22 protein-coding genes are annotated in these 18,392 nt (G+C 34.6%); 11 read left to right on the top strand and 11 right to left on the bottom strand.

Annotated features, from left to right (window positions below):
• Positions 1–93 precede the first annotated feature (93 nt).
• The 4 genes from CJF42_RS10305 to CJF42_RS10320 form a co-directional block, all read right to left on the bottom strand.
• Positions 94–1,143 (bottom strand): PLP-dependent cysteine synthase family protein, encoded by a 1,050-nt coding sequence (locus tag CJF42_RS10305; RefSeq protein ID WP_095366609.1) that lies wholly within the window; start codon positions 1,141–1,143, stop codon positions 94–96.
• A gap of 182 nt (positions 1,144–1,325) precedes the next feature.
• Entirely contained in the window at positions 1,326–1,727 is a 402-nt protein-coding gene (locus CJF42_RS10310) for a DUF6463 family protein (protein ID WP_170940561.1), read from the bottom strand.
• Between the two features lie 56 nt (positions 1,728–1,783).
• Positions 1,784–2,338, bottom strand: coding sequence for a TetR/AcrR family transcriptional regulator (locus CJF42_RS10315; RefSeq protein WP_095366610.1), 555 nt, complete (start codon positions 2,336–2,338; stop codon positions 1,784–1,786).
• Positions 2,339–2,605: 267 nt separating this feature from the next.
• Positions 2,606–3,112 (bottom strand): DUF2867 domain-containing protein, encoded by a 507-nt coding sequence (locus CJF42_RS10320; protein ID WP_095366611.1) that lies wholly within the window; start codon positions 3,110–3,112, stop codon positions 2,606–2,608.
• A 334-nt stretch (positions 3,113–3,446) separates the two neighbouring features.
• Here CJF42_RS10320 and CJF42_RS27410 point away from each other — a divergent pair, with 334 nt between their 5' ends.
• The 8 genes from CJF42_RS27410 to CJF42_RS10350 all read left to right on the top strand — a co-directional run bounded on the left by CJF42_RS27410 (position 3,447) and on the right by CJF42_RS10350 (position 8,008).
• Positions 3,447–3,635: a hypothetical protein gene (locus tag CJF42_RS27410; RefSeq protein ID WP_170940562.1), complete on the top strand. Its 189-nt coding sequence runs from the start codon at positions 3,447–3,449 to the stop codon at positions 3,633–3,635.
• 504 nt (positions 3,636–4,139) lie between these two features.
• Positions 4,140–5,816: a methyl-accepting chemotaxis protein gene (locus CJF42_RS10330; RefSeq protein WP_212668802.1), complete on the top strand. Its 1,677-nt coding sequence runs from the start codon at positions 4,140–4,142 to the stop codon at positions 5,814–5,816.
• Positions 5,797–6,129 (top strand): hypothetical protein, encoded by a 333-nt coding sequence (locus CJF42_RS28090; protein WP_212668803.1) that lies wholly within the window; start codon positions 5,797–5,799, stop codon positions 6,127–6,129. The genes CJF42_RS10330 and CJF42_RS28090 overlap by 20 nt, the downstream gene beginning before the upstream one ends.
• Before the next feature lie 81 nt (positions 6,130–6,210).
• A complete protein-coding gene (locus tag CJF42_RS27415; RefSeq protein WP_170940563.1) occupies positions 6,211–6,360 on the top strand; it encodes a hypothetical protein in 150 nt (49 codons plus the stop codon).
• A 45-nt stretch (positions 6,361–6,405) separates the two neighbouring features.
• Complete coding sequence (locus tag CJF42_RS10335; protein WP_095366612.1) at positions 6,406–6,936, top strand: saccharopine dehydrogenase family protein; 531 nt, start codon at positions 6,406–6,408, stop codon at positions 6,934–6,936.
• 28 nt (positions 6,937–6,964) lie between these two features.
• Entirely contained in the window at positions 6,965–7,135 is a 171-nt protein-coding gene (locus tag CJF42_RS28095; RefSeq protein WP_212668804.1) for a hypothetical protein, read from the top strand.
• Positions 7,136–7,169: 34 nt separating this feature from the next.
• A complete protein-coding gene (locus CJF42_RS10345; RefSeq protein ID WP_095366613.1) occupies positions 7,170–7,568 on the top strand; it encodes a DoxX-like family protein in 399 nt (132 codons plus the stop codon).
• Complete coding sequence (locus CJF42_RS10350; RefSeq protein WP_095366614.1) at positions 7,565–8,008, top strand: thiol-disulfide oxidoreductase DCC family protein; 444 nt, start codon at positions 7,565–7,567, stop codon at positions 8,006–8,008. Before CJF42_RS10345 ends, CJF42_RS10350 begins: the two co-directional genes overlap by 4 nt.
• Before the next feature lie 206 nt (positions 8,009–8,214).
• Here CJF42_RS10350 and CJF42_RS27420 read toward each other — a convergent pair whose 3' ends face one another.
• Positions 8,215–8,385, bottom strand: a complete 171-nt coding sequence (locus CJF42_RS27420) for a hypothetical protein (RefSeq protein ID WP_170940564.1) — start codon at positions 8,383–8,385, stop codon at positions 8,215–8,217.
• Positions 8,386–8,464: 79 nt separating this feature from the next.
• Positions 8,465–10,222, bottom strand: coding sequence for a hypothetical protein (locus CJF42_RS10355; RefSeq protein ID WP_095366615.1), 1,758 nt, complete (start codon positions 10,220–10,222; stop codon positions 8,465–8,467).
• A gap of 989 nt (positions 10,223–11,211) precedes the next feature.
• Between CJF42_RS10355 and CJF42_RS29070 the strand changes: the two genes are divergently transcribed.
• Complete coding sequence (locus CJF42_RS29070; RefSeq protein WP_286203488.1) at positions 11,212–11,337, top strand: hypothetical protein; 126 nt, start codon at positions 11,212–11,214, stop codon at positions 11,335–11,337.
• A 249-nt stretch (positions 11,338–11,586) separates the two neighbouring features.
• Here CJF42_RS29070 and CJF42_RS10360 read toward each other — a convergent pair whose 3' ends face one another.
• Entirely contained in the window at positions 11,587–12,324 is a 738-nt protein-coding gene (locus tag CJF42_RS10360) for a DUF2306 domain-containing protein (protein WP_141235534.1), read from the bottom strand.
• Between the two features lie 122 nt (positions 12,325–12,446).
• Here CJF42_RS10360 and CJF42_RS10365 point away from each other — a divergent pair, with 122 nt between their 5' ends.
• Positions 12,447–13,646 carry a helix-turn-helix domain-containing protein gene (locus CJF42_RS10365; RefSeq protein ID WP_095366617.1) on the top strand — a complete coding sequence of 400 codons (1,200 nt, stop codon included), beginning with the start codon at positions 12,447–12,449 and terminating at the stop codon, positions 13,644–13,646.
• A gap of 345 nt (positions 13,647–13,991) precedes the next feature.
• Here CJF42_RS10365 and CJF42_RS10370 read toward each other — a convergent pair whose 3' ends face one another.
• Positions 13,992–15,476, bottom strand: a complete 1,485-nt coding sequence (locus CJF42_RS10370) for a 2OG-Fe(II) oxygenase (RefSeq protein ID WP_095366618.1) — start codon at positions 15,474–15,476, stop codon at positions 13,992–13,994.
• 2 nt (positions 15,477–15,478) lie between these two features.
• The gene (locus tag CJF42_RS10375; protein WP_095366619.1) at positions 15,479–16,111 is read right to left on the bottom strand and encodes an HD domain-containing protein; all 633 of its coding nucleotides are present in this window, start codon (positions 16,109–16,111) and stop codon (positions 15,479–15,481) included.
• A 145-nt stretch (positions 16,112–16,256) separates the two neighbouring features.
• Between CJF42_RS10375 and CJF42_RS10380 the strand changes: the two genes are divergently transcribed.
• Entirely contained in the window at positions 16,257–16,859 is a 603-nt protein-coding gene (locus CJF42_RS10380) for a TetR/AcrR family transcriptional regulator (RefSeq protein WP_170940565.1), read from the top strand.
• Positions 16,860–17,139: 280 nt separating this feature from the next.
• Here the strand turns inward: CJF42_RS10380 and CJF42_RS10385 are convergent, their stop codons facing one another.
• On the bottom strand, positions 17,140–17,682 hold the full coding sequence (locus tag CJF42_RS10385) for a hypothetical protein (protein ID WP_141235535.1): 543 nt from the start codon (positions 17,680–17,682) through the stop codon (positions 17,140–17,142).
• Between the two features lie 150 nt (positions 17,683–17,832).
• On the bottom strand, positions 17,833–18,366 hold the full coding sequence (locus CJF42_RS10390) for a T6SS effector amidase Tae4 family protein (protein WP_095366622.1): 534 nt from the start codon (positions 18,364–18,366) through the stop codon (positions 17,833–17,835).
• Positions 18,367–18,392: the final 26 nt, after the last annotated feature.

An 18,392-nucleotide genomic window follows, 5' to 3' on the forward strand; every position in this document is an offset into this window, starting at 1 on the left:
TAAATTGTATCGAAAAGTATCAATGATTAATTAATACTTTTATATGCCTTATCTTTAATTTAAAAGTTAGTCCTATTTATCTTTAATATATCGTTAAACCTTAGAAATACCATCCAAATAAAGCTTGTAGTTTTCGTCATTTTCAATTCTACTTTCACGCCAACTTTCATCATAATAACTATTTAAATAGCGCTCACCACTATCACATAACAAAGTAACAATAGAGCCTTTTTGGTTTTCTTTTTTCATGCGTTCAGCTAGTTTTAAAACACCTACAAAATTAGTGCCTGTTGATGGCCCTACTTTTCGCCCTAGTTGTGCGCTTAACCAAAGCATTGCCTCTATGCTTTGTGCATCAGTTACTTTTAGCATTTCATCAATCACACCCGATATAAACGAAGGTTCAACACGCGGGCGGCCTATGCCTTCTATTTTACTACCTTGCGTATTTTTTAATCCTATATCACCCGTTTTGTAATAGTCATAAAAAACCGAATGCTCAGGATCGACAACTAAGAGCTTACTATTTTTCCCTTGATAACGAATATAACGACCAATTGTAGCAGATGTACCGCCAGTACCAGGACTCATTACTAACCAACTTGGTTCTGGAAAACGTTCTTTCGACATTTGGTTAAAAATGCGTTCAGCAATATTATTATTACCACGCCAATCTGTTGCTCTTTCTGCATAAGTAAACTGATCCATATAATGACCATTTAACTCTTTTGCTAGTCTTTCAGACTCACTATAAATTTGTGTTGTGCAATCAACTAGATGGCACTCTGCACCATAAAACTCTATTTGCTTTATTTTTTCTTTAGCCGTACTTTTTGCCATTACAGCAATAAAGCGTAAACCCAATAAGCGAGAAAAATAAGCTTCGGATATAGCTGTTGAGCCACTTGAAGATTCTATAACGGGTGTATTTTCATTTATCCAGCCATTACATAAAGCATACAAAAATAACGAACGCGCTAAGCGATGTTTTAATGAACCTGTTGGATGCGTGCTTTCATCTTTAAAATAAATATCAATATATTTAAAATAAGGCAGTGGTAATTGAATAAGGTGCGTATCTGCTGAGCGCATATAATCAGCTTCTATTTGAGATATCGCGTATTTGGTCCAATTCGTATTCATATAAACTCCAATTTAGGCATACAACTTTAGTATTAATATAAAATTCAGAATTAAAACAATACACTAATAATGAAATAAGTGAACTTTTAGTAATTCTTGCGGTTCGATCATTTCAAAGATTTATTCATTCTATTTTTAAATTAATGCACACATTACGTAACCTTAATGACTCAAAGTGAAAATTATATTTTTTGCTGAACTAGAGACTTAGATTTTATTTTTCTTAGTCCAGTAAGCAGTACAGCCCCCTGGATAATAAACAAGTACGCTCCTGATATAGGCATAATGATCGCGATAACAATACCTATCGTAATAAAACCCCAAGCTAAATAAAGCGAAGGAGTAAACCCTTCTTTAAGTGCTTTTTGTAGCATAAAACCAAATAAGATCCAGAAAAAGCCAGTTAGTAAAAACCATACAATAGCTTCTCGCTGAAACATTATTTGACCATTTACAATAGTGCTAGAAAACCAATTATCTTGATGCATATCCACTAAGGTTTGCCAACCTAAAACTAAACCAATTAAGTTATGAATGACACCTGTAAAAACTAAATAGTAACCTGAATATTTCATTACTTTCATTGTCTCATTCCTTAAATTTTATAAAAATTAAACGGGTTATTTTGTATTGTAATTAGCTATTCATTAAGCATTAGAAAAAATGCTTTTGAAGCCAACGCAGATAAACGAAGTACAGTATCAATAGCAAGTTTTGGCTGGATTTGCTGTATGCCTAAAAAGTTTGCATATGCTATTAAAGCAATATCTTTTGCTTGAGCTTCCTCCATTCCTAATTCGATATAACAACCTGCTAAATAATCTTGTCTTTGTTGATCTATCTTTTCTAAATGTTCAGCAATACTTTGCTCTTTTAAAGCCCATGCACGGATATGTATTTCAGCTTCTATATTATGACTGGCTATCACCTGATCTAATTTTTGTAGCCTCTCTAAAGGGGATTCTTGTGTATTTGCTTGCGCTATAAAATCTAACGTCATTTTTTGATACCAATGAAGCATTAAGGTATTTATAAATTCCGCTCGGTTTTTAAAATGATGATAAAAAGAGCCTTTTGTAACACCTTTCAATTCACACAAAGGTGTAATTTTTAAAGAGTCAGGACCCTTTTTAATTAATATTGCCAGTGCAAATTCAAGCCAATCTAACTGGCTATTTTTATTATCTTTTTTCATATTCTATTAGCTTTAATTGCATTATTTATCACGGTACGAGCAATGATATAATGAAAAGGTAAAATACTATTCACATATATACCCAAGCCACTTGATAATGCTTGTTTCAGAATTTATCAGGTGAGTTAGCACAAGGCACATCATTTTAGGAATGCTTATTGCCTTTCAAACTGATGTAACGTAGTGATTACTTACCTGATAAATTCCCTACGGGCGGGTTTTAAATGGTCAACTACCGCGTTATTTATGTTGATAAGGGAATAACCATTACCTGCAATAAATGTCTTGTATTTGACCATTTAAACTCCCGCTGAAATCATGCATTTCCAAGTAGCTTGGGTATATACGACCAATCAGTGTTTTTTGATTTACTAAAGTAGATACAATCACTTCATTTGACTGTTTTAATACTGAAATATAAAACACCATATGTTTATCTTCAGCATAAGATATGATTTCACCTTCTAATTTTTCAGTGATAGTTAAAAAACCCGCTTTATCGCCAATTTCTAATTCATCACTTGCAGGTTTTAAATTATCAGCTCCTACCTCAAAACCAAATAGTTTCACGATACGATTACGTATAGCCATTAAGAGACTGACCCATTTTGGCATATAAGCAAAAATAGCATGCTGTAATTGACTGGGAGATAATTCGGTTTTTTGTATTTCAACGGATAATGCATCACGAAAGTATGGCTTTTTCACTTTACTAGCTAAAATATCATTTTGTGGTTCTTTAAGCGTGTGTATATTAGGAAATAACCAATTCATCTAAAACTCCATCATTTAACATGCATACCATTCAGTATGGTATGCATGTTAAATGAATTTTTAATTTAGATAAAGGAATTTTTATTTTTTTTGAATATTAAATTGATAAATTTTATCGTTTTATTGTTAATTTGCTCTCAATAAAAATCTTAATTTGATATGTATACCCAAACCACTTCAAGATGCAGGATTCAGTTGGAATTAGAAATGCTTTAGGCAAGGCATTGATTGAAGAACATGGTTATTCCCTTTTCAAAATCAATAACGCTGCATAAAGTATTTATAAACCAACCTTACAGGGACTTCTGAGCAAATCATACTCGTTGTTGCCTGCATGGATGTAGGTACTAGAGCAATGCAGGAGCATATTGCCGGTCCATCTTTTTTTAAGGGAGTAACTATTAATGCAAAGATGCGCCTAGATCATGAATTGCTCAGCAGTCCTGAACCTCACATCTTGAAGTGGCTTGGGTATATAACGAAGGCAAAGTTTTACACCTATACTCAAGCTACATGGAAATAGTTTATTAAGTGAGTGATTAAATAATTTTAGGCTCTGTTTCATTACACAGCTGTCGCCTATAAACCGCTAAAAAGCTTGCTGAAAACCATATTTTGCACTACTTTATTTATACCAAGTGAGATAATTAGGTAAATACTTAATTACTATACCTTTCATTTTACCTATACCTAGCTTTTGAAGTGAGTGATAAACCATTAAAATTTTGGAGGTAATAAATGTTTTCTATCATATATTTTCTATTTATTAATCGTTTATGATCTCAATATGACATTTTTATAATTCTAATGGAATTAAGAAGGATAAGGGGATAGGCTTTGGACTAATATACTCTTACGACAATAGTATACTTGGCACATTAACACCACGGATCAATTTGTTACTAGAGCGCTGATTTAGATCTCAGTTGTATAGATATAAATTAATTAACTTCCTTCAAATAGAAGATAATGTAGTTGGTCTGATAGAAGACATGAAAACGTGTTTTAAATAAATAATAGGAATATAATGAAATATTTATCCTTAATGGCAAAATTAATGGTGAGTGCAGGCATAATACTTATTCTGCTAATTATTAGCGCTAGCTACTCTCTTTACTCTATGGAGAGCATAGGTGCAAGACTAAAGACAATTGCAGAGAGCAATATACCATTAACAAAAAAAATAGCTGACATCACCACTCATCAATTAGAGCAAGCTATTCAGTTTGAACGCGCATTACATTACGGTAGTACTTTACAACAAAAGACTAATAAAAACGCAGACTTTCAACAAGCAATTAAGAAATTTGATGAAAGGACTAATCAAATTGTAAAGGAGTTACATCAAGCAGAAAAAATTATTGAAAAGGCCATAAGAATAGAACAATCAACTAATGTAAAAAATTTAAAAAAATTAACTTCTTTAGATATGACTTTAAGGAAAATAGAAGCTGAGCATGAAGAGTTCGCTGAGCATTCCCATCAAGTATTCACTCTTTTCACTGAAGGTAAGTTAGATCAAACTGAAGAAGCAATAGAACAAGTTAAGCATCAAGAGGAGCAGTTAATTCACGAATTAGAAGCTTTATTAACTGACATTGCCTTATTTACAACATTCAGTGCTAAAGAAGCACTTGATGTTGAACATCAAGCGATTACAATACTCATCATTATCGTGGTTTTCAGTATCTTGATAGGTGCTTACATTAACTGGAAGAACGCTCGTATAATAGTGAGTGCAATTAATCGCGCAATTGTTACTGCATCAGGTGATCTGAGCAAAGTTATTACGGTGCAAGGCTCTGATGAGATAGCTCAATTATTAACTGCAATGAATGGTATGCGTGAAAAACTATTAAGCATGTTGTCTGAAATCTCCAATACCACAGTGGAGTTATCTTCCACCTCTGAAGAGCTGTCAACCGTTATGAACCAGAGTTCACAAACTATCCAAGAACAACAACACAGTACTGAGCATGTAGCTGATGCGGTAAAAGAACTTAATATATCTATTCATGATGTAACATCGAACATTAACCTAACAGCGGAATCGGCTAAAGAAGCTGATAAAAAAATTGATGAAGGTGGTCAAGTTGTGGCAAAAGCCATTGATAAAATTATGGAACTCAATGAACAAATGGGTACATCAGCACAAGCGATTAGCCAGGTGGAACAACAAAGCCAATCTATCTCTACCGTATTAGATGTAATTAAAAGCATAGCTGATCAGACCAACTTACTCGCATTAAATGCCGCTATTGAAGCCGCACGAGCAGGAGAACAAGGTCGTGGTTTTGCAGTGGTTGCTGACGAAGTTCGTACCTTGGCGAGTAGAACACAAAAATCTACCGAAGAAATTAATACTATTATTGAGCAATTACAATCTAGTTCACATAAAGCAGTATCTGTAATGGAGCTTAGCCAAAAACAATCTAAAGATGCTGTAAAATATGTAAAAGATTCTGGTGAAGCACTCAGTATTGTTGCAGAGTCTATTAACCAGATTACCCAGATGAGTCAACAGATTGCAAGCACAGCAGAAGAGCAAACAACCGTAACAGAAGCTGTAAATAATGACATTATCAAAATTCATGATAAAACAACTCAATTGGCTACAAAGGCAACACAAGCGGCAGGTACCAGTCGTGAATTAGCTCAAATTAGTGCGGGACTGCAAAGCCAAGTTGAGCGTTTTCAAACATAGTAATATTGCTCGCTTGGCAGGGAGAACTTACGTACATACTCAAGTTAAAAGTATTATCGTTAACTCGTATAAAGTTTTAGAAACCGAACAGCCCAACAAAGTCGTTAAGGATGAGTCAGGCCAATCAGTGCACTTGCCAACTCATCCACTAAACAGGTTTGGCTATAATATTGAATTTGATAGCAAAGGGAAATACGAGGAGTATACTATTGATTACGTTACATTAGCTGCTCATATTGTTGCTTTGCATAAAGAGACAAAAACACAAGATGTTGATTTTGACATCCCATGTAAAGAATATGTAAGGAATTGAACCAGTGAAAAGGTAATAGTCCTTGGCTGATATGGAAATTTTGGTAAAAAAATCGTTGAGAACCTTAGTAGCATTGAAGATATGACCATATTCATTGCGGGTCGAAACTTAAGTAAGTCATCAGCATTAGTAGCAAATCTAGAAAGTGTTGCAGTCGCTAAATTAGAGCCATTGGTCGTTGATATTTTCGCTGATGATTTTAAAGAGCGATTAGCTACCCTTTCGCCTTAGCTTGTTATTCATACAGGTGGCTCTTTTCAAGGGCAAGATTATCGTGTGCCAACAGCATGTATTGAATGTAGCGCTCACTACATTGATTTAGCCGATGACAGAAGGTTTGTTTGTGATATTGCAGAACTAGATAACCAAGCAAAAGATAAAGGTGTATTAATCGTAAGTGGCGCTAGTTCAGTGCCGGGCTTGTCGTCAGCCGTGGTTGAGCGTTATCAAAATCAATTTAGTACCATTGAATCTATTAATTTAGCGATTGCTCCGGGGAATAAAGCAGAACGTGGATTGGCAACAGTTGAAGCCATTTTATCTTACACTGGACATCCTCTAAATGTATTTAAAGAAGGTCGTTGGCAAGATGTTTATGGCTGGATGGATTCAAAAGTAAATGACTTTGGCGGCTTTGTTGGTAAGCGCCTCTTGGCTAATGTTGATGTACCTAATTTAGAATTATTTGCTAGCCGATATGATGTAACGCAGCAAGTTAGCTTTCAAGCAGGCTTAGAGCTTCCAATATTGCATAAAACCATGGTGAGAATGGCCTACCTTTCAAAAATTGGTTTAGTAAAAAATTGAGCTCCGTTATCAAAAGCAATTGTTACCTATGAAACAAATTAGCCAAGAAATATTATATAAAAATGCGATATATTCATTGGCCTTTTTATGGGATTTTACAGGGCTAACCTCAATTTATTTCTCTCCTGAAATTGGTTATGTTTACATCGCTAATGTTAATCGTGGTTTAATACACCCTAATCGAAACCTAACAACTTAAATAATTAGTTTAAATCAAAACAAAGAGGCCAACCTTGTCTTCACTACAAATTGCAAGATTCATCATTTCCTTTAGTTGGTTATACCATGGGATTTTTCCAAAACTTTTTCATATTGCACCATTAGAAAAAGCCATGACTGCCAGCATTGGTTTATCGAGTGAGCTTTCTTATTTAGTGACTAAATCAATGGGTGTTGGAGAGATTATTTTTGGGGTGTTATTCTTTATTTTTTATCGTAATAAAGCGATAATTTTATTAAACATTATCGGGCTTTCTGGCTTATTATGTTTTGTGGCAATTTTGCAGCCTCAACTACTTATTGAAGCATTTAACCCGGTTACTACCAATATTGCCTTAATCGGTTTTAGTTTAATTTTACTTGTCGAGACAAAGGCCGAATTAAAAAATGAACACAAAGAAGAGAAAGTATGACCGTCGAAAAGTGTCCTCCTAACGTTGATGAAAATGACTGTGTGATTTTATTTGATGGGATCTGCAAGCTTTGTAATGCTTGGTGTAAATTCATCATTAAATATGATGCCCGACAGTGCTTTAAACTATGTAGCGTACAATCACCTGAGGGCCAGAACATACTAGAGCATTTTAATATGCCAACAGCTCATTTTGATACGATGCTGTATGTAGAAGGTAACCAATATTTTGATAAAAGTGATGCATTTTTAAATGTCGTAAATAAACTCGGATTCCCATGGCGTATATTATACGTATTCAAAATAATCCCTAAGGGAATAAGAAATTGGTTTTATGATCGTATAGCCCTGAATCGGTATTCATTATTTGGTAAATACAATAGTTGTATGATACCTAGTAAAGAAAATGATAACCGGTTTTTGAAGAACAAATCTGTGTAGTAACATTAAAGTTTGCCCGTAGCAGAAGAAGAGCAAATAGGGTCACCCATCTGAATTAAAGCTCCGTAGTCAGCCAATTTATAGGGTGACTACCGCTCTTGGCTACTAAGCCTCAGTAATTTTTTAGTGCCAAAGTTAATCTTGTTTTAACAGATTGCTGGCTTTGCTTTTAAAAAGCAATTCAACTCGCTGTCCCTTAGCCGTTCTTAATCTTTTTTTTCTATTGTAATTTCAATGCTTTTGCTTTCACCCGCAAACCATTTTTGTAGATAAATAGAGCCTACAATAGGTGGCATGCCATCTTCAGGGACTTCTTTATACCGGATACTGTTTTTGTTGTGTTTTTCAAGTTCAAATTTTAATTTTTTAGTAGTCATATGAGTCAATGCAGATAATTTTTAGGTATAATATACCAAGCGCTATAGAGGTGCTATGCCGATTTAAGCTAAGGTGAAGTTAAGACTTAATGGGCATAGCGTATTTTAACTCGTGAATTAACTTCCTAAATACAGATTCTTTCCCCTCAGGAATTATCAACTGGTCTTTCCCAACACGTTTACACCATTTCTTTATGATAGGGGCGCAGGCTATGTTTTTTGCAACAGCCTCGCCGCTGCATTGCAGTAGTAAAACACGACCTTCAAGTGTTACGGCAACTTTGTTCTGCGCTAATGTCTTAAAAAGATGTTCAGTGTCTGTTGGGAAATAGGGCTGTTCATCTCTTTGCATTAGAAAATCATGTACCTCGGCAAGTTCACCACCATTTTCCAGATGAGAAAGCAACTTGCTGACAGAGAGTTGCCAAAAATTTTTCGTTTGTTCATCCGCGTAATGCGTCAGAAAAACTTTTTCATTTGCTGTTGGTTGCTGCAAAAACTGTACGCCAAATTTAGGTAGCATAGTGATGGGCGTTTCGCTTGAGGCGAAAGATTCAGAATATGAATGAGTCATGCCAAGCACATAGGCGCCTAATTTAGTCAAACGCAAGTACGTTAATCCGTCATAAGCCGATAAATAATTGATCTCGTCTAGCCAGAATTCATTAGCATAATTGTCTAGCGTTTTGTCAGGCTCAACATAAGCGATATCAATAAGCCCCAATGTGGCAAAGTACTCAAGTAATAAACAGCGGGTGTAAACGCTGGTTAAAAACCTATCATCATGGAGCCGACCATAGACTGAGTCACCGATATACAGTGATGAAGAGTAAAGTGTTATATCGAAAAAATGGTTTGTTGCTGTCATCAAACGAATAAAGTCATCAAAAGCAACCCACTCACCCGTAGGGCATTGCGTTAATGTTGCTATACATTCCTCTCTGCGCATTTCAGGCGCTGTTAAATAGCGCTGTGCTTTACCTTTTTGACCTTTTACTGCTTTAATTCGAGAAAGTTCGTCAAATGTACTATGCGCTTTCCAGTCCCAAAAAAGGGCTTTAACGATGTCACAATGACGTTGTTTAAGCGATAGCTTTTTAACATTGATTTGTAACTCACCATTAGCCTCTTTGATCCATGAAGCGGCCCTTAGAATTTGTATCCAACCAAATGCTTTGATAGTGCTAATAGTGTCATCTTCAATTGATAATGACTGTTGATACGGCTCATTAAGCTGTAGTGACAATTTTTTGAGTAAGGCTTTTGATGGCAGACCCGTTTTTGGGCTGACTTTTAGTTTTTTATCTTTAATCGTATTAATAAGGTGATTGAATTCACTTTGTGTAAATTGCGCGGTTTCCTGCTGCTGCGATTTCTCACTGTCGATACGCGTATTGGTTTTTACATAAAATTTTGGGGGCAGTGGAATATGAGGCTTAATAAATAACCTCAGATCATCAGGTATGCAAACTGCCGAGCCATAACGTTTTGTTGCATAGAAAAAAGGATAGAGTAACTTATCATCTTGGTTGCCTTTGTTTTGATAATGACTCCAAGCCGCTTGACTGGGATGAGCTTGTTGATACTTAGCCTCAAACACCAAAGCATTTACATAACCGTTTTGGTTGTGAACCGCCTCTTGTAAAGCCAATTGCTGAACGCTAGATAAGTTGTTCAAAATCAATGTCAGTTTATCTAAATCCATTAGGGTTGATAATAACTGTTTGGTCATATCCGCTTTGCGGTTAGGTACTTTGCAAGCAAAGGGTAAGGATTTAAGACGAATTTTAAGCTCATCTACCGTGGTAAATTCAATAAGGTCACTGTAATTAGTCATAGGAAAATTATCTTTTTAAAATAGATAAACCGCTCAGGGGTTAAGTTACGCTTGCTAAATTTAAAATAAACTCGCAGCTAGTTGATTAAGGATCTTAATTAAGCTCATTATTTACCGCGACTTTGGCTTTTAGTTAGACTGCTTTTAGCGAAACAGTACTGTAAAACCGCGTTAGCTTGGTAAGCAAAATTTTGTGTGTAAACCAACAACATCAAAATGATCTCATACCATCGAGCGATTAAAATCTTAATTAGAGTAAATTATATTAATAAGTAAAGTAAGTGTCAACGCGTCAGTTTGGGACAATGGGCAAACTGTGCCTACTAGTATCCCTAACACCTCACTGAGGTTAAGACCTGTAACCATTATAAAGTAGCCGCATGAGCAATAAATTAACCTTAGAACAACAGGTAAGATATTTATTATGCCTATATTGATAAATACTTTGATAATTTTCAAACGATGCTTCACGTATTTATTGAGACTCGAACAATATTTTCAAATGCCAATAAGAAAGTTATTATGGTTTGTAAAATAAATTTAACTAAATAACTGAACTTTGTTACCTATAAACAAAGCATTAGAATTAACTCCCCATTATGGCGTAATTGGTATGAAAGTAAAAATAAGTGATATGAAATAATTAAATGGAGAATTAAAAGAATTAAAATAGTTAAAATGACATCCACTTAAATTTGACCGTAGTTGGTCGAGTCATTTGACTGTGCTATTTTGGTAGGGTGTCTAGTTTTTTATTACCGTTGTTTTTTGCTATGGTGAAATTTTTAACTAAATTTTTATAATCAAGTACTCTTCAATAGAGCTAAACAATGACTATACCCAAACCACTTCAAGATGCAGGATTCAGTTGGAATTAGAAATACTTTAAGCAAGGCATTGATTGAAGAACATGGTTATTCCCTTTTCAAAATCAATAACGCTGCATAAAGTATTTATAAACCAACCTTACAGGGGTTTCTGAGCAAATCATGCTCGTTGTTCCATCTTTTTTTAAGGGAGTAACCATTAATGCAAAGATGCGCCTAGATCATGAATTGCTCAGCAGTCCTGAACCTCACATCTTGAAGTGGCTTGGGTATAGACCATTACGATGAGAGATTTGAGGCTCTTTTACATTAAAAGAGCTTGGGGCACATTTCGACTTACATTTTTCTCAAGTGAATCGGACTGTGGCAAAAAGCAAGACCTGTCCTAGCCGTTCCATGTCGTATAAACAACCAATTGTCCGATAAAAATTTTTATGCGACAAAATAGCACTGAAAAACAACGGGTACTCAATTATGTAAGCTCTACTAACAAACCACTAAGTAAATATTTGAGTGGCTGTCCATTTAACTCTTTCTTTAATTGCTTTTACGCATGATTATTTCAACAATAGATAAATTAATAACGATCCCTAACAACCTGCCATAATCGTACTGAAATTGCGTTAACATTGTATAAATCACCTCGAAATTACTGAAAATGATTAAAATAAGAATATCTATAAACAGTGGTGTAATAGCCGCTAAAACAATGGCAATGGAGCGTGCCATCCATAACTGATGAACTTGAATATTCCCTTTAATGACATAATAAAGTGCAATTAAAAAACTGCTACAAATAGCCATACTCGTCACAATAAGAATACTGTAACGTACCCCTTGAGATTCAGGCGATAATACATTATGCATCCACACACCAGATATTGCCATAATACAACCAGAAATCACCGCAATGCGGCCAGCTAATTTGTGTCGTTTAGGATTATTTTCACGCACCTTTGGTGAAAATTGAAATGGCATCGTTAAGAAAAATAAAACCCCCGCCCCACCATGTACAAACATAGCTCCAGGCTTAGCGAAATGAATATTATTTATAAGCGATGATTCACCTGTAAAACCCAATACTCCTAAAGCAACCAAGGCAACGCCAAACATAGCGGGAATTCCTGCTATGCCAGTTAAAAAAAGTAATGTGCCAACCACAGGCCAATTGTTAAGTGTATTTGATGAGTCAATATTATTAGTTTTAGTTAACATCATAATGTCATAATTTCTCGAATGGCTAAGTTGATACTGATTATGTAAAATAACTTTCAAATTAGCGTCCGGTTGGGTTGATTAAGACCAATTAATGAGTTCAGCCTATAAGGCTGGATACATAAAAAACCTCTATAGCGCTTATAAAAACTAGCTTTACAAAAGTAAGAGAATTATTAGCAATGGAAAGCACAGCACTGTTCGCAATTAACTTATCAACACTCATTATCATTATTTTTAGCGCTCATTTGTTATGTTTACGTGCTTTTGAACGTCAAACATATTTGCCATTAGCTATATTTTTATTATCCATTGGTATTGTTATTTGTCAGCCTACATTAGCTAATTTAGCTGACCAGTTACGCCCTACTATGATCATACTTTCACTGCCAGCAATTTTATTAACAGCGCCAAGTTTGTGGTTTTATGTTGAAGGCATCACCGCCAAAAAATCATGGCAACTTAATCAAATGCATAAAAAGCATTTTATACTTTTTATAATCGGAGCCCTTGTCGCCCTGATTGCATTATTTATTCCTTATGATGTGCAATATACTTTGCTAATTAACGATGATGAAAGCGTATTAAATAAAACCACACCAAACATTAAATTCATAACGATATCGACGCTTATTGCAACCGTATTACTGGTACTTGCATGGATAGCTCAATCAGGTTTTTATCTTTATAAGGTGATAAAAAGATTAACGCAATATAGAGAACATTTAAAAAGCCTGTTTGCCAGTACAGAAGTTAAAGAGGCTCGATGGATCAGTTGGTTATTACTCGCTATTGCAATTGTATGGGCTGCAACAGCAGCAAATATTATCGTAAATAATATTTTATTCTCAAACGAAGTAAACGCAACAGTATCTGGTTTGATTATTTTAATTATGACTTGGAGTGTTGCTATTTGGGGGCTTCGCCAAAAACCTGGATTTGAAGAACTATATGATGCTGATGAAGATATTCAACAAATACTAGAAGATACTCCCGCACAATCAGAAAAGTATCAGCGCTCCGCTTTAGATAATCAAAACGCAGTTAAAATAGCAGATAAAATAACACTCGCTATGCAACAAGATAAACTCTATTTAGATGCATCATTATCTTTGCAAAAACTCGCAAAGCACATCAATACCTCGCCTAATTACATTTCACAAACCCTAAATGAAACTTTAGGCGCAAACTTTTTTGATTATATTAATCAGTATCGAATAAATGAAGCTAAAAACCAATTAAAACAAACAGAAAACACTGTGTTAGATATCGCAATGAATGTAGGTTTTAATGCAAAATCGTCTTTTTATACCGCATTTAAAAAAGAAACCCAGCAAACACCAAGTCAATATCGTAAAAGTGAGGCTTTAATAGAGTTTTAATAAATAAGGCTTAGAATTCACCTACAAATTTGATTTTTGTAGGTTGGCCTTTAGGCTAACGATTTAAATGTGAAAGGCTACCGAGAACTGCTCCTGCGTTATTCTTGTACCGACATCCATGTAGGCAAAGCCTCATCTACTTTAAATTACTAATTTAATTAGATAAAGTCATTAATGATTACTGTTAAATTTATCAATAGTGACATGTAAAAATAACGAAGACAAAGTTAGACTACAACCCCACTAAAAAACAGCTGAATTCTAAACTCTCAATATAACTAAAACGAAGACAAATTTAAGGGCCAGATTTCATTGTTATTTTATTTCAATCTAGAACTTTTTTGCTTAACGGATATTACACGCTTCATTTATCTTATCGTAATGGGGTTTTATAAAGCCATCATAGGATGCAGAGTAAACATTATCTCCAACGTTAACTAAAGATGTTACGAACGCATTGTGACTATTATTACTACCAATGTGTTGCCCATTCATTAGAGATATCTGGATTTTGTTATCTTCACCGCAGCTAATTAGTTTATCTTTATCCACTAACAAGTCTCTGATAATCCCTTTATGAGCTTGCCACTCACGGGCGAAAGTAAAGTCATCGGCATTTAACTTGCCAACACGCCCACTTTCGAATCCTAAGTAAATATTACCATCGCGAAGTTCTAGGCATCTGATTGGCCCTTTTTCCAAGTCGTATTGTTGAATTAGAGATAGGTCTTCAATACTCCAAACGTTTAAGCAACCGTCGTCAGAACAACTCAATATTGTATTTTCTGTTAACCTTAGGCACTTCCATTGCCAGTCTTTGCATTCACTTGAGCAAACCAATTCTAAGCCATGTTCATTCCATAGGCGTAATTTATTATCGGATCCCGTAGTAATAACTCGGCCACAATTTAAAACCAGCACACTCAAAACACACGGATGTTTAGTATCTATTTTTGATTCAAACAAATAGTCATTTTTATGATTTTTGAAAATACTCATAAAGCCATCTCTTGATACAGCATAGATATCACCTGATGTGTTTATAGACATATCAAATACAGAGTTTTCATGCGCTTTTAATGTCTGTACCAGTTCAAGCTTTTCATTCCAAATCTTAATTGTCTTATCTCTAGATGAAGAGGCAAGGAGCTGGTTAGGTAATCCCTTTAATTTCCATATGTAGCCTTGATGATTCTGGGTAGGACAATCATGATATTTATTGACCTCTTCATAAATGAAATCACTTCTAAGAATATATTTACTGTTTTGCGTAACAATGTCGCCGCTGTGCCAGATGTCATGGTCAAAAACTAAGATATCACCTATCTGAGGTTCATAATTTGCTAGCTCTATATCACCATATTGATTATTAAAAAAAGAAGTAGATCCACCAATGTAGTCACTAGAGTCATTCAGATAAAATAAGAAAGTTAAAGCTGAGCGCTTAGTTTCATTTTGATAATAAGTTCCATCTTGGTGAATTGAAAAACTTTGTCCTGAAGAATACTTACAAAACCTTAAGCGTGTATTTAGATTCACTAATTCCATTTCACGACCAGCCATTTCCAATTTTTTGGGAATATGCTGTTGGCATTTGGAAAAGAGTTCTTTTGCTAGCAAAGCATCATCAATTTGGATCCGTTCATTATTTCTATAAGTTTTAGGGTACTTTAAGTTTGCTTCATTAAAGCCTAGCTCATTTGCTTTAGACAGTAGGGTATGGCAATACTCTGGATTGAATGCTTGTCTGATAACAAAGCAGGTCTTATCTGAACCAGGGATTAAACTAAATTTTCCTGCTTGGAACTTAGTTAATAAATCAATGCTCATGTTTAATTTCCTTTTAGACTTGCCAGTTCTTGTTCTAGGTTTCTAATTGCCTGATGTTCGAATTTCTCTCTCATCAAAGGCGTATGGAATATGTGTTTTTGGCTTAACTTTTTACACAAAAAAAGCGTTCTTCCTTTCCTATATAGCCAATTTGGAATTAAGTATTCTTTCCTACAGTTGTTGGAATATTCTTCATAGGCTGGCTCCTTAGAAGCCAGAATTACTAAATCGAAATCCAAAAATAGATTAGTGTCGTTATCAAACGAACGTTCATGGCTTTTAGTAGCTAAAATCATCTCTGTTATCTTTGTAATAATATTGTGCGGAACACGGAATTTTGAAAGTTCATCCTTGGCAAGTTGTGCACTTTCGTATTCGTTGTCCAGACCAATACTTTGAACAGCATCGTGAAACCAAGTCGCAAAATAAATACTATTCCAGCAATCGAACTGACTGCGATACTTCCTTGCTAACGATAAAATATGCCGGATATGTGCCAAAGTATGATAGTGGCGATTTGATGATTGATAGCAGCGACATAACATATTAAATGCCTTAATAGCTTCCTTCTGTGAATCACCCCACTGGCAAAGTATTTCTATCCATTCAGATTTTAATTTAGCTATATCGCTCATATTCATTCCTTAAAATAAAAGTAAATTGGTCAATTGCCCAATTTACTTTTATTAATATAGCGCCATTTATTTCCGTTTGTCAAATAAATTGGTTGCATGACCAAATTAAATTAATATAATGAAAGAAAAAGAGTGGAGTAATTCTGTGGGAAGACCATCAAATAAAGCTCAACGTAGAGCTGAAATTGTTAATGCTTTACAGAGTGTGATTGCAAGAGTTGGATATGAAGGTGCTTCTATTCAAGCAATTAGCAAAGAGGCCGGTATCGCATCTGGCCTAGTACATTATCATTTTCAAAATAAACAAGAGATTTTAGTTGAATTAGTTCACTCACTCACTGAAACCTCAGTAACACGTTATGAAGAGCTAAAAAAAAATGCCTCTAATGCACAAGAAAAGATAGAAGCATTTATTGACGCGGCTTTGGCATTAGGTGATGGCTCAAATGAGCAAGCAGTTGCAGCTTGGGTTGTAATAGGGGCAGAATCAATAAGGCAAGAGGAGGTTCGTGAACTTTACAAATTTACTATTGCTCGTCAATTGGAGGAGTTACGTAATTTATTACAGAACTATGCCCATGAAAAAAAGAAAAACCTATCAGCGAACTCGATAGAGCATATTTCGACTATGGTAATTAGTGCTATTGAAGGAGCGTATCAATTAGCAGCAACAGCCTCAAAAATAACTCCTCGAAATTACGCTGCTACTACATTAAAGGGTATGGTGTTTTCAGTTTTAGATAAGTAATTTAGAAATCAACATAATAAGTTAAACTACAATTCGATTTTGTAGATAGGCCTTTAGGCTAACGATTTTAATTTGAAAAACTACCCATAACTGCTCCTGCGCTATGCTTGTACCTACATACATGTAGCCAAAGCCTCACCTACTTTAAATTACAAATTTAATTAAATGAAGCCGTTAATTCAATTGTATATACAACTGTGCAGTGACAATAAAGTCTGCCCGTTAGAAATACTGTTTTATCCATTAAAAACTAAATCATCATAAGTACAGTTTCTATTCATTAATTTTTATCTTTTTGAATAGATATACTAAAACGTTCATTTATATGAATTCCGGCATCAGGTAAATTTAGCAGACTATTCCAATCTTTATTCAAATAGCTATGGTCAAATGCAATTGGATCTATATACCAGTCATCTTTTAAACAGTGATAAGAATAACTTTTAACTATCTCACAAAAATCAATCATTAATTTTGAATTCTTGATAGCTGATTGTAATGAAATAGTTATTACTTTGTTTTTATGTCTAACAACCCCTTTATTCTTAGTTGCTAATTGCTTAACTTTCTCAACTAGGTTAGGCCATAAATGATGTAACAATCGATAAGCAATCGTAATGCTACCTAGATTTATCTCTGAACGAAATGAAATATCAGTTAATAAAACGCTCAGTACATCTATAAATACTTTTTCAGGTATATTTACGTGATGTTTAATTTTTACTTTATCTTGTTTCCTTATCTTTAATCCGTTAATTGCAGAGAAAAATAGCACCCAATCAGTTCCTAGCGCTTTTCTTCTCTTTAAGATTATGTTTTCCATAAAATAACCTTTATTATGCATTGCTGAATATTTAATATAATTATCTTTTTTTTCAACAAGAGAAACTAAAGCAATTTCATTTGCCGTAGATGTATTTGAGAAAAATATAAAAAAAGAATACATAAAAAAAGTTTATTCACGCTCATCACCTTATTTACAGCTGCAATTACCTGAAACAGGTAAAACCCAAGCACTGCCTGAATAAGCATATTTATCTTTATAATTTGAAGTAATTATTGCCACATGCCCGGTTCCTTGATCATCTACATCGACCATAATTGCAACTTGCCCCAAATTCAAAGATTTTTGTAAATTTGTAAGTTGATCATAGTTAGAAATAATTTTATCTGCACTCCCCCAGTTTTTATTCAAATAGTTATTTAATTTACTGGCAGAAAGTATATATCTTCCATCTGCATTTTTATTCCCTCCCCAATTACGATTAGCTCCTGCACCAGATGGAATTGGTGCACCACTATTATTTAATCCATGACTCGCTCTGGTTGCGCAGGAATTTGAGTAAGGCCCATAAGTATCATTAAGAGAACCTCCGATCTTATCCCATACTTGTGGGCCTGTGTAATCGTTATAATTTGGGTAAGCATCCCAGAAATTTTTTGATGAAGGCCTACAAGAACACAAACCTGTCGGATCTATTTTATTAACCGGATCGCCACCTATCATGGCATCAATGTCATTAACTTAAGGTT

The sequence above is a fragment of the Pseudoalteromonas sp. NBT06-2 genome (assembly GCF_002276045.1).
Classification (GTDB): domain Bacteria; phylum Pseudomonadota; class Gammaproteobacteria; order Enterobacterales; family Alteromonadaceae; genus Pseudoalteromonas.

Bases quoted from the DNA above. Each gene is read 5' to 3' on its own strand.
- CJF42_RS10305 (WP_095366609.1), bottom strand. From the start codon at position 1,143: ATGAATACGAATTGGACCAAATACGCGATATCTCAAATAGAAGCTGAT.
- CJF42_RS10310 (WP_170940561.1), bottom strand. From the start codon at position 1,727: ATGAAAGTAATGAAATATTCAGGTTACTATTTAGTTTTTACAGGTGTC.
- CJF42_RS10315 (WP_095366610.1), bottom strand. From the start codon at position 2,338: ATGAAAAAAGATAATAAAAATAGCCAGTTAGATTGGCTTGAATTTGCA.
- CJF42_RS10320 (WP_095366611.1), bottom strand. From the start codon at position 3,112: ATGAATTGGTTATTTCCTAATATACACACGCTTAAAGAACCACAAAAT.
- CJF42_RS27410 (WP_170940562.1), top strand. From the start codon at position 3,447: ATGGATGTAGGTACTAGAGCAATGCAGGAGCATATTGCCGGTCCATCT.
- CJF42_RS10330 (WP_212668802.1), top strand. From the start codon at position 4,140: ATGAAATATTTATCCTTAATGGCAAAATTAATGGTGAGTGCAGGCATA.
- CJF42_RS27415 (WP_170940563.1), top strand. From the start codon at position 6,211: ATGACCATATTCATTGCGGGTCGAAACTTAAGTAAGTCATCAGCATTA.
- CJF42_RS28095 (WP_212668804.1), top strand. From the start codon at position 6,965: ATGAAACAAATTAGCCAAGAAATATTATATAAAAATGCGATATATTCA.
- CJF42_RS10350 (WP_095366614.1), top strand. From the start codon at position 7,565: ATGACCGTCGAAAAGTGTCCTCCTAACGTTGATGAAAATGACTGTGTG.
- CJF42_RS27420 (WP_170940564.1), bottom strand. From the start codon at position 8,385: ATGACTACTAAAAAATTAAAATTTGAACTTGAAAAACACAACAAAAAC.
- CJF42_RS10355 (WP_095366615.1), bottom strand. From the start codon at position 10,222: ATGACTAATTACAGTGACCTTATTGAATTTACCACGGTAGATGAGCTT.
- CJF42_RS29070 (WP_286203488.1), top strand. From the start codon at position 11,212: ATGCTCGTTGTTCCATCTTTTTTTAAGGGAGTAACCATTAATGCAAAG.
- CJF42_RS10365 (WP_095366617.1), top strand. From the start codon at position 12,447: ATGGAAAGCACAGCACTGTTCGCAATTAACTTATCAACACTCATTATC.
- CJF42_RS10370 (WP_095366618.1), bottom strand. From the start codon at position 15,476: ATGAGCATTGATTTATTAACTAAGTTCCAAGCAGGAAAATTTAGTTTA.
- CJF42_RS10375 (WP_095366619.1), bottom strand. From the start codon at position 16,111: ATGAGCGATATAGCTAAATTAAAATCTGAATGGATAGAAATACTTTGC.
- CJF42_RS10385 (WP_141235535.1), bottom strand. From the start codon at position 17,682: ATGGAAAACATAATCTTAAAGAGAAGAAAAGCGCTAGGAACTGATTGG.
- CJF42_RS10390 (WP_095366622.1), bottom strand. From the start codon at position 18,366: ATGATAGGTGGCGATCCGGTTAATAAAATAGATCCGACAGGTTTGTGT.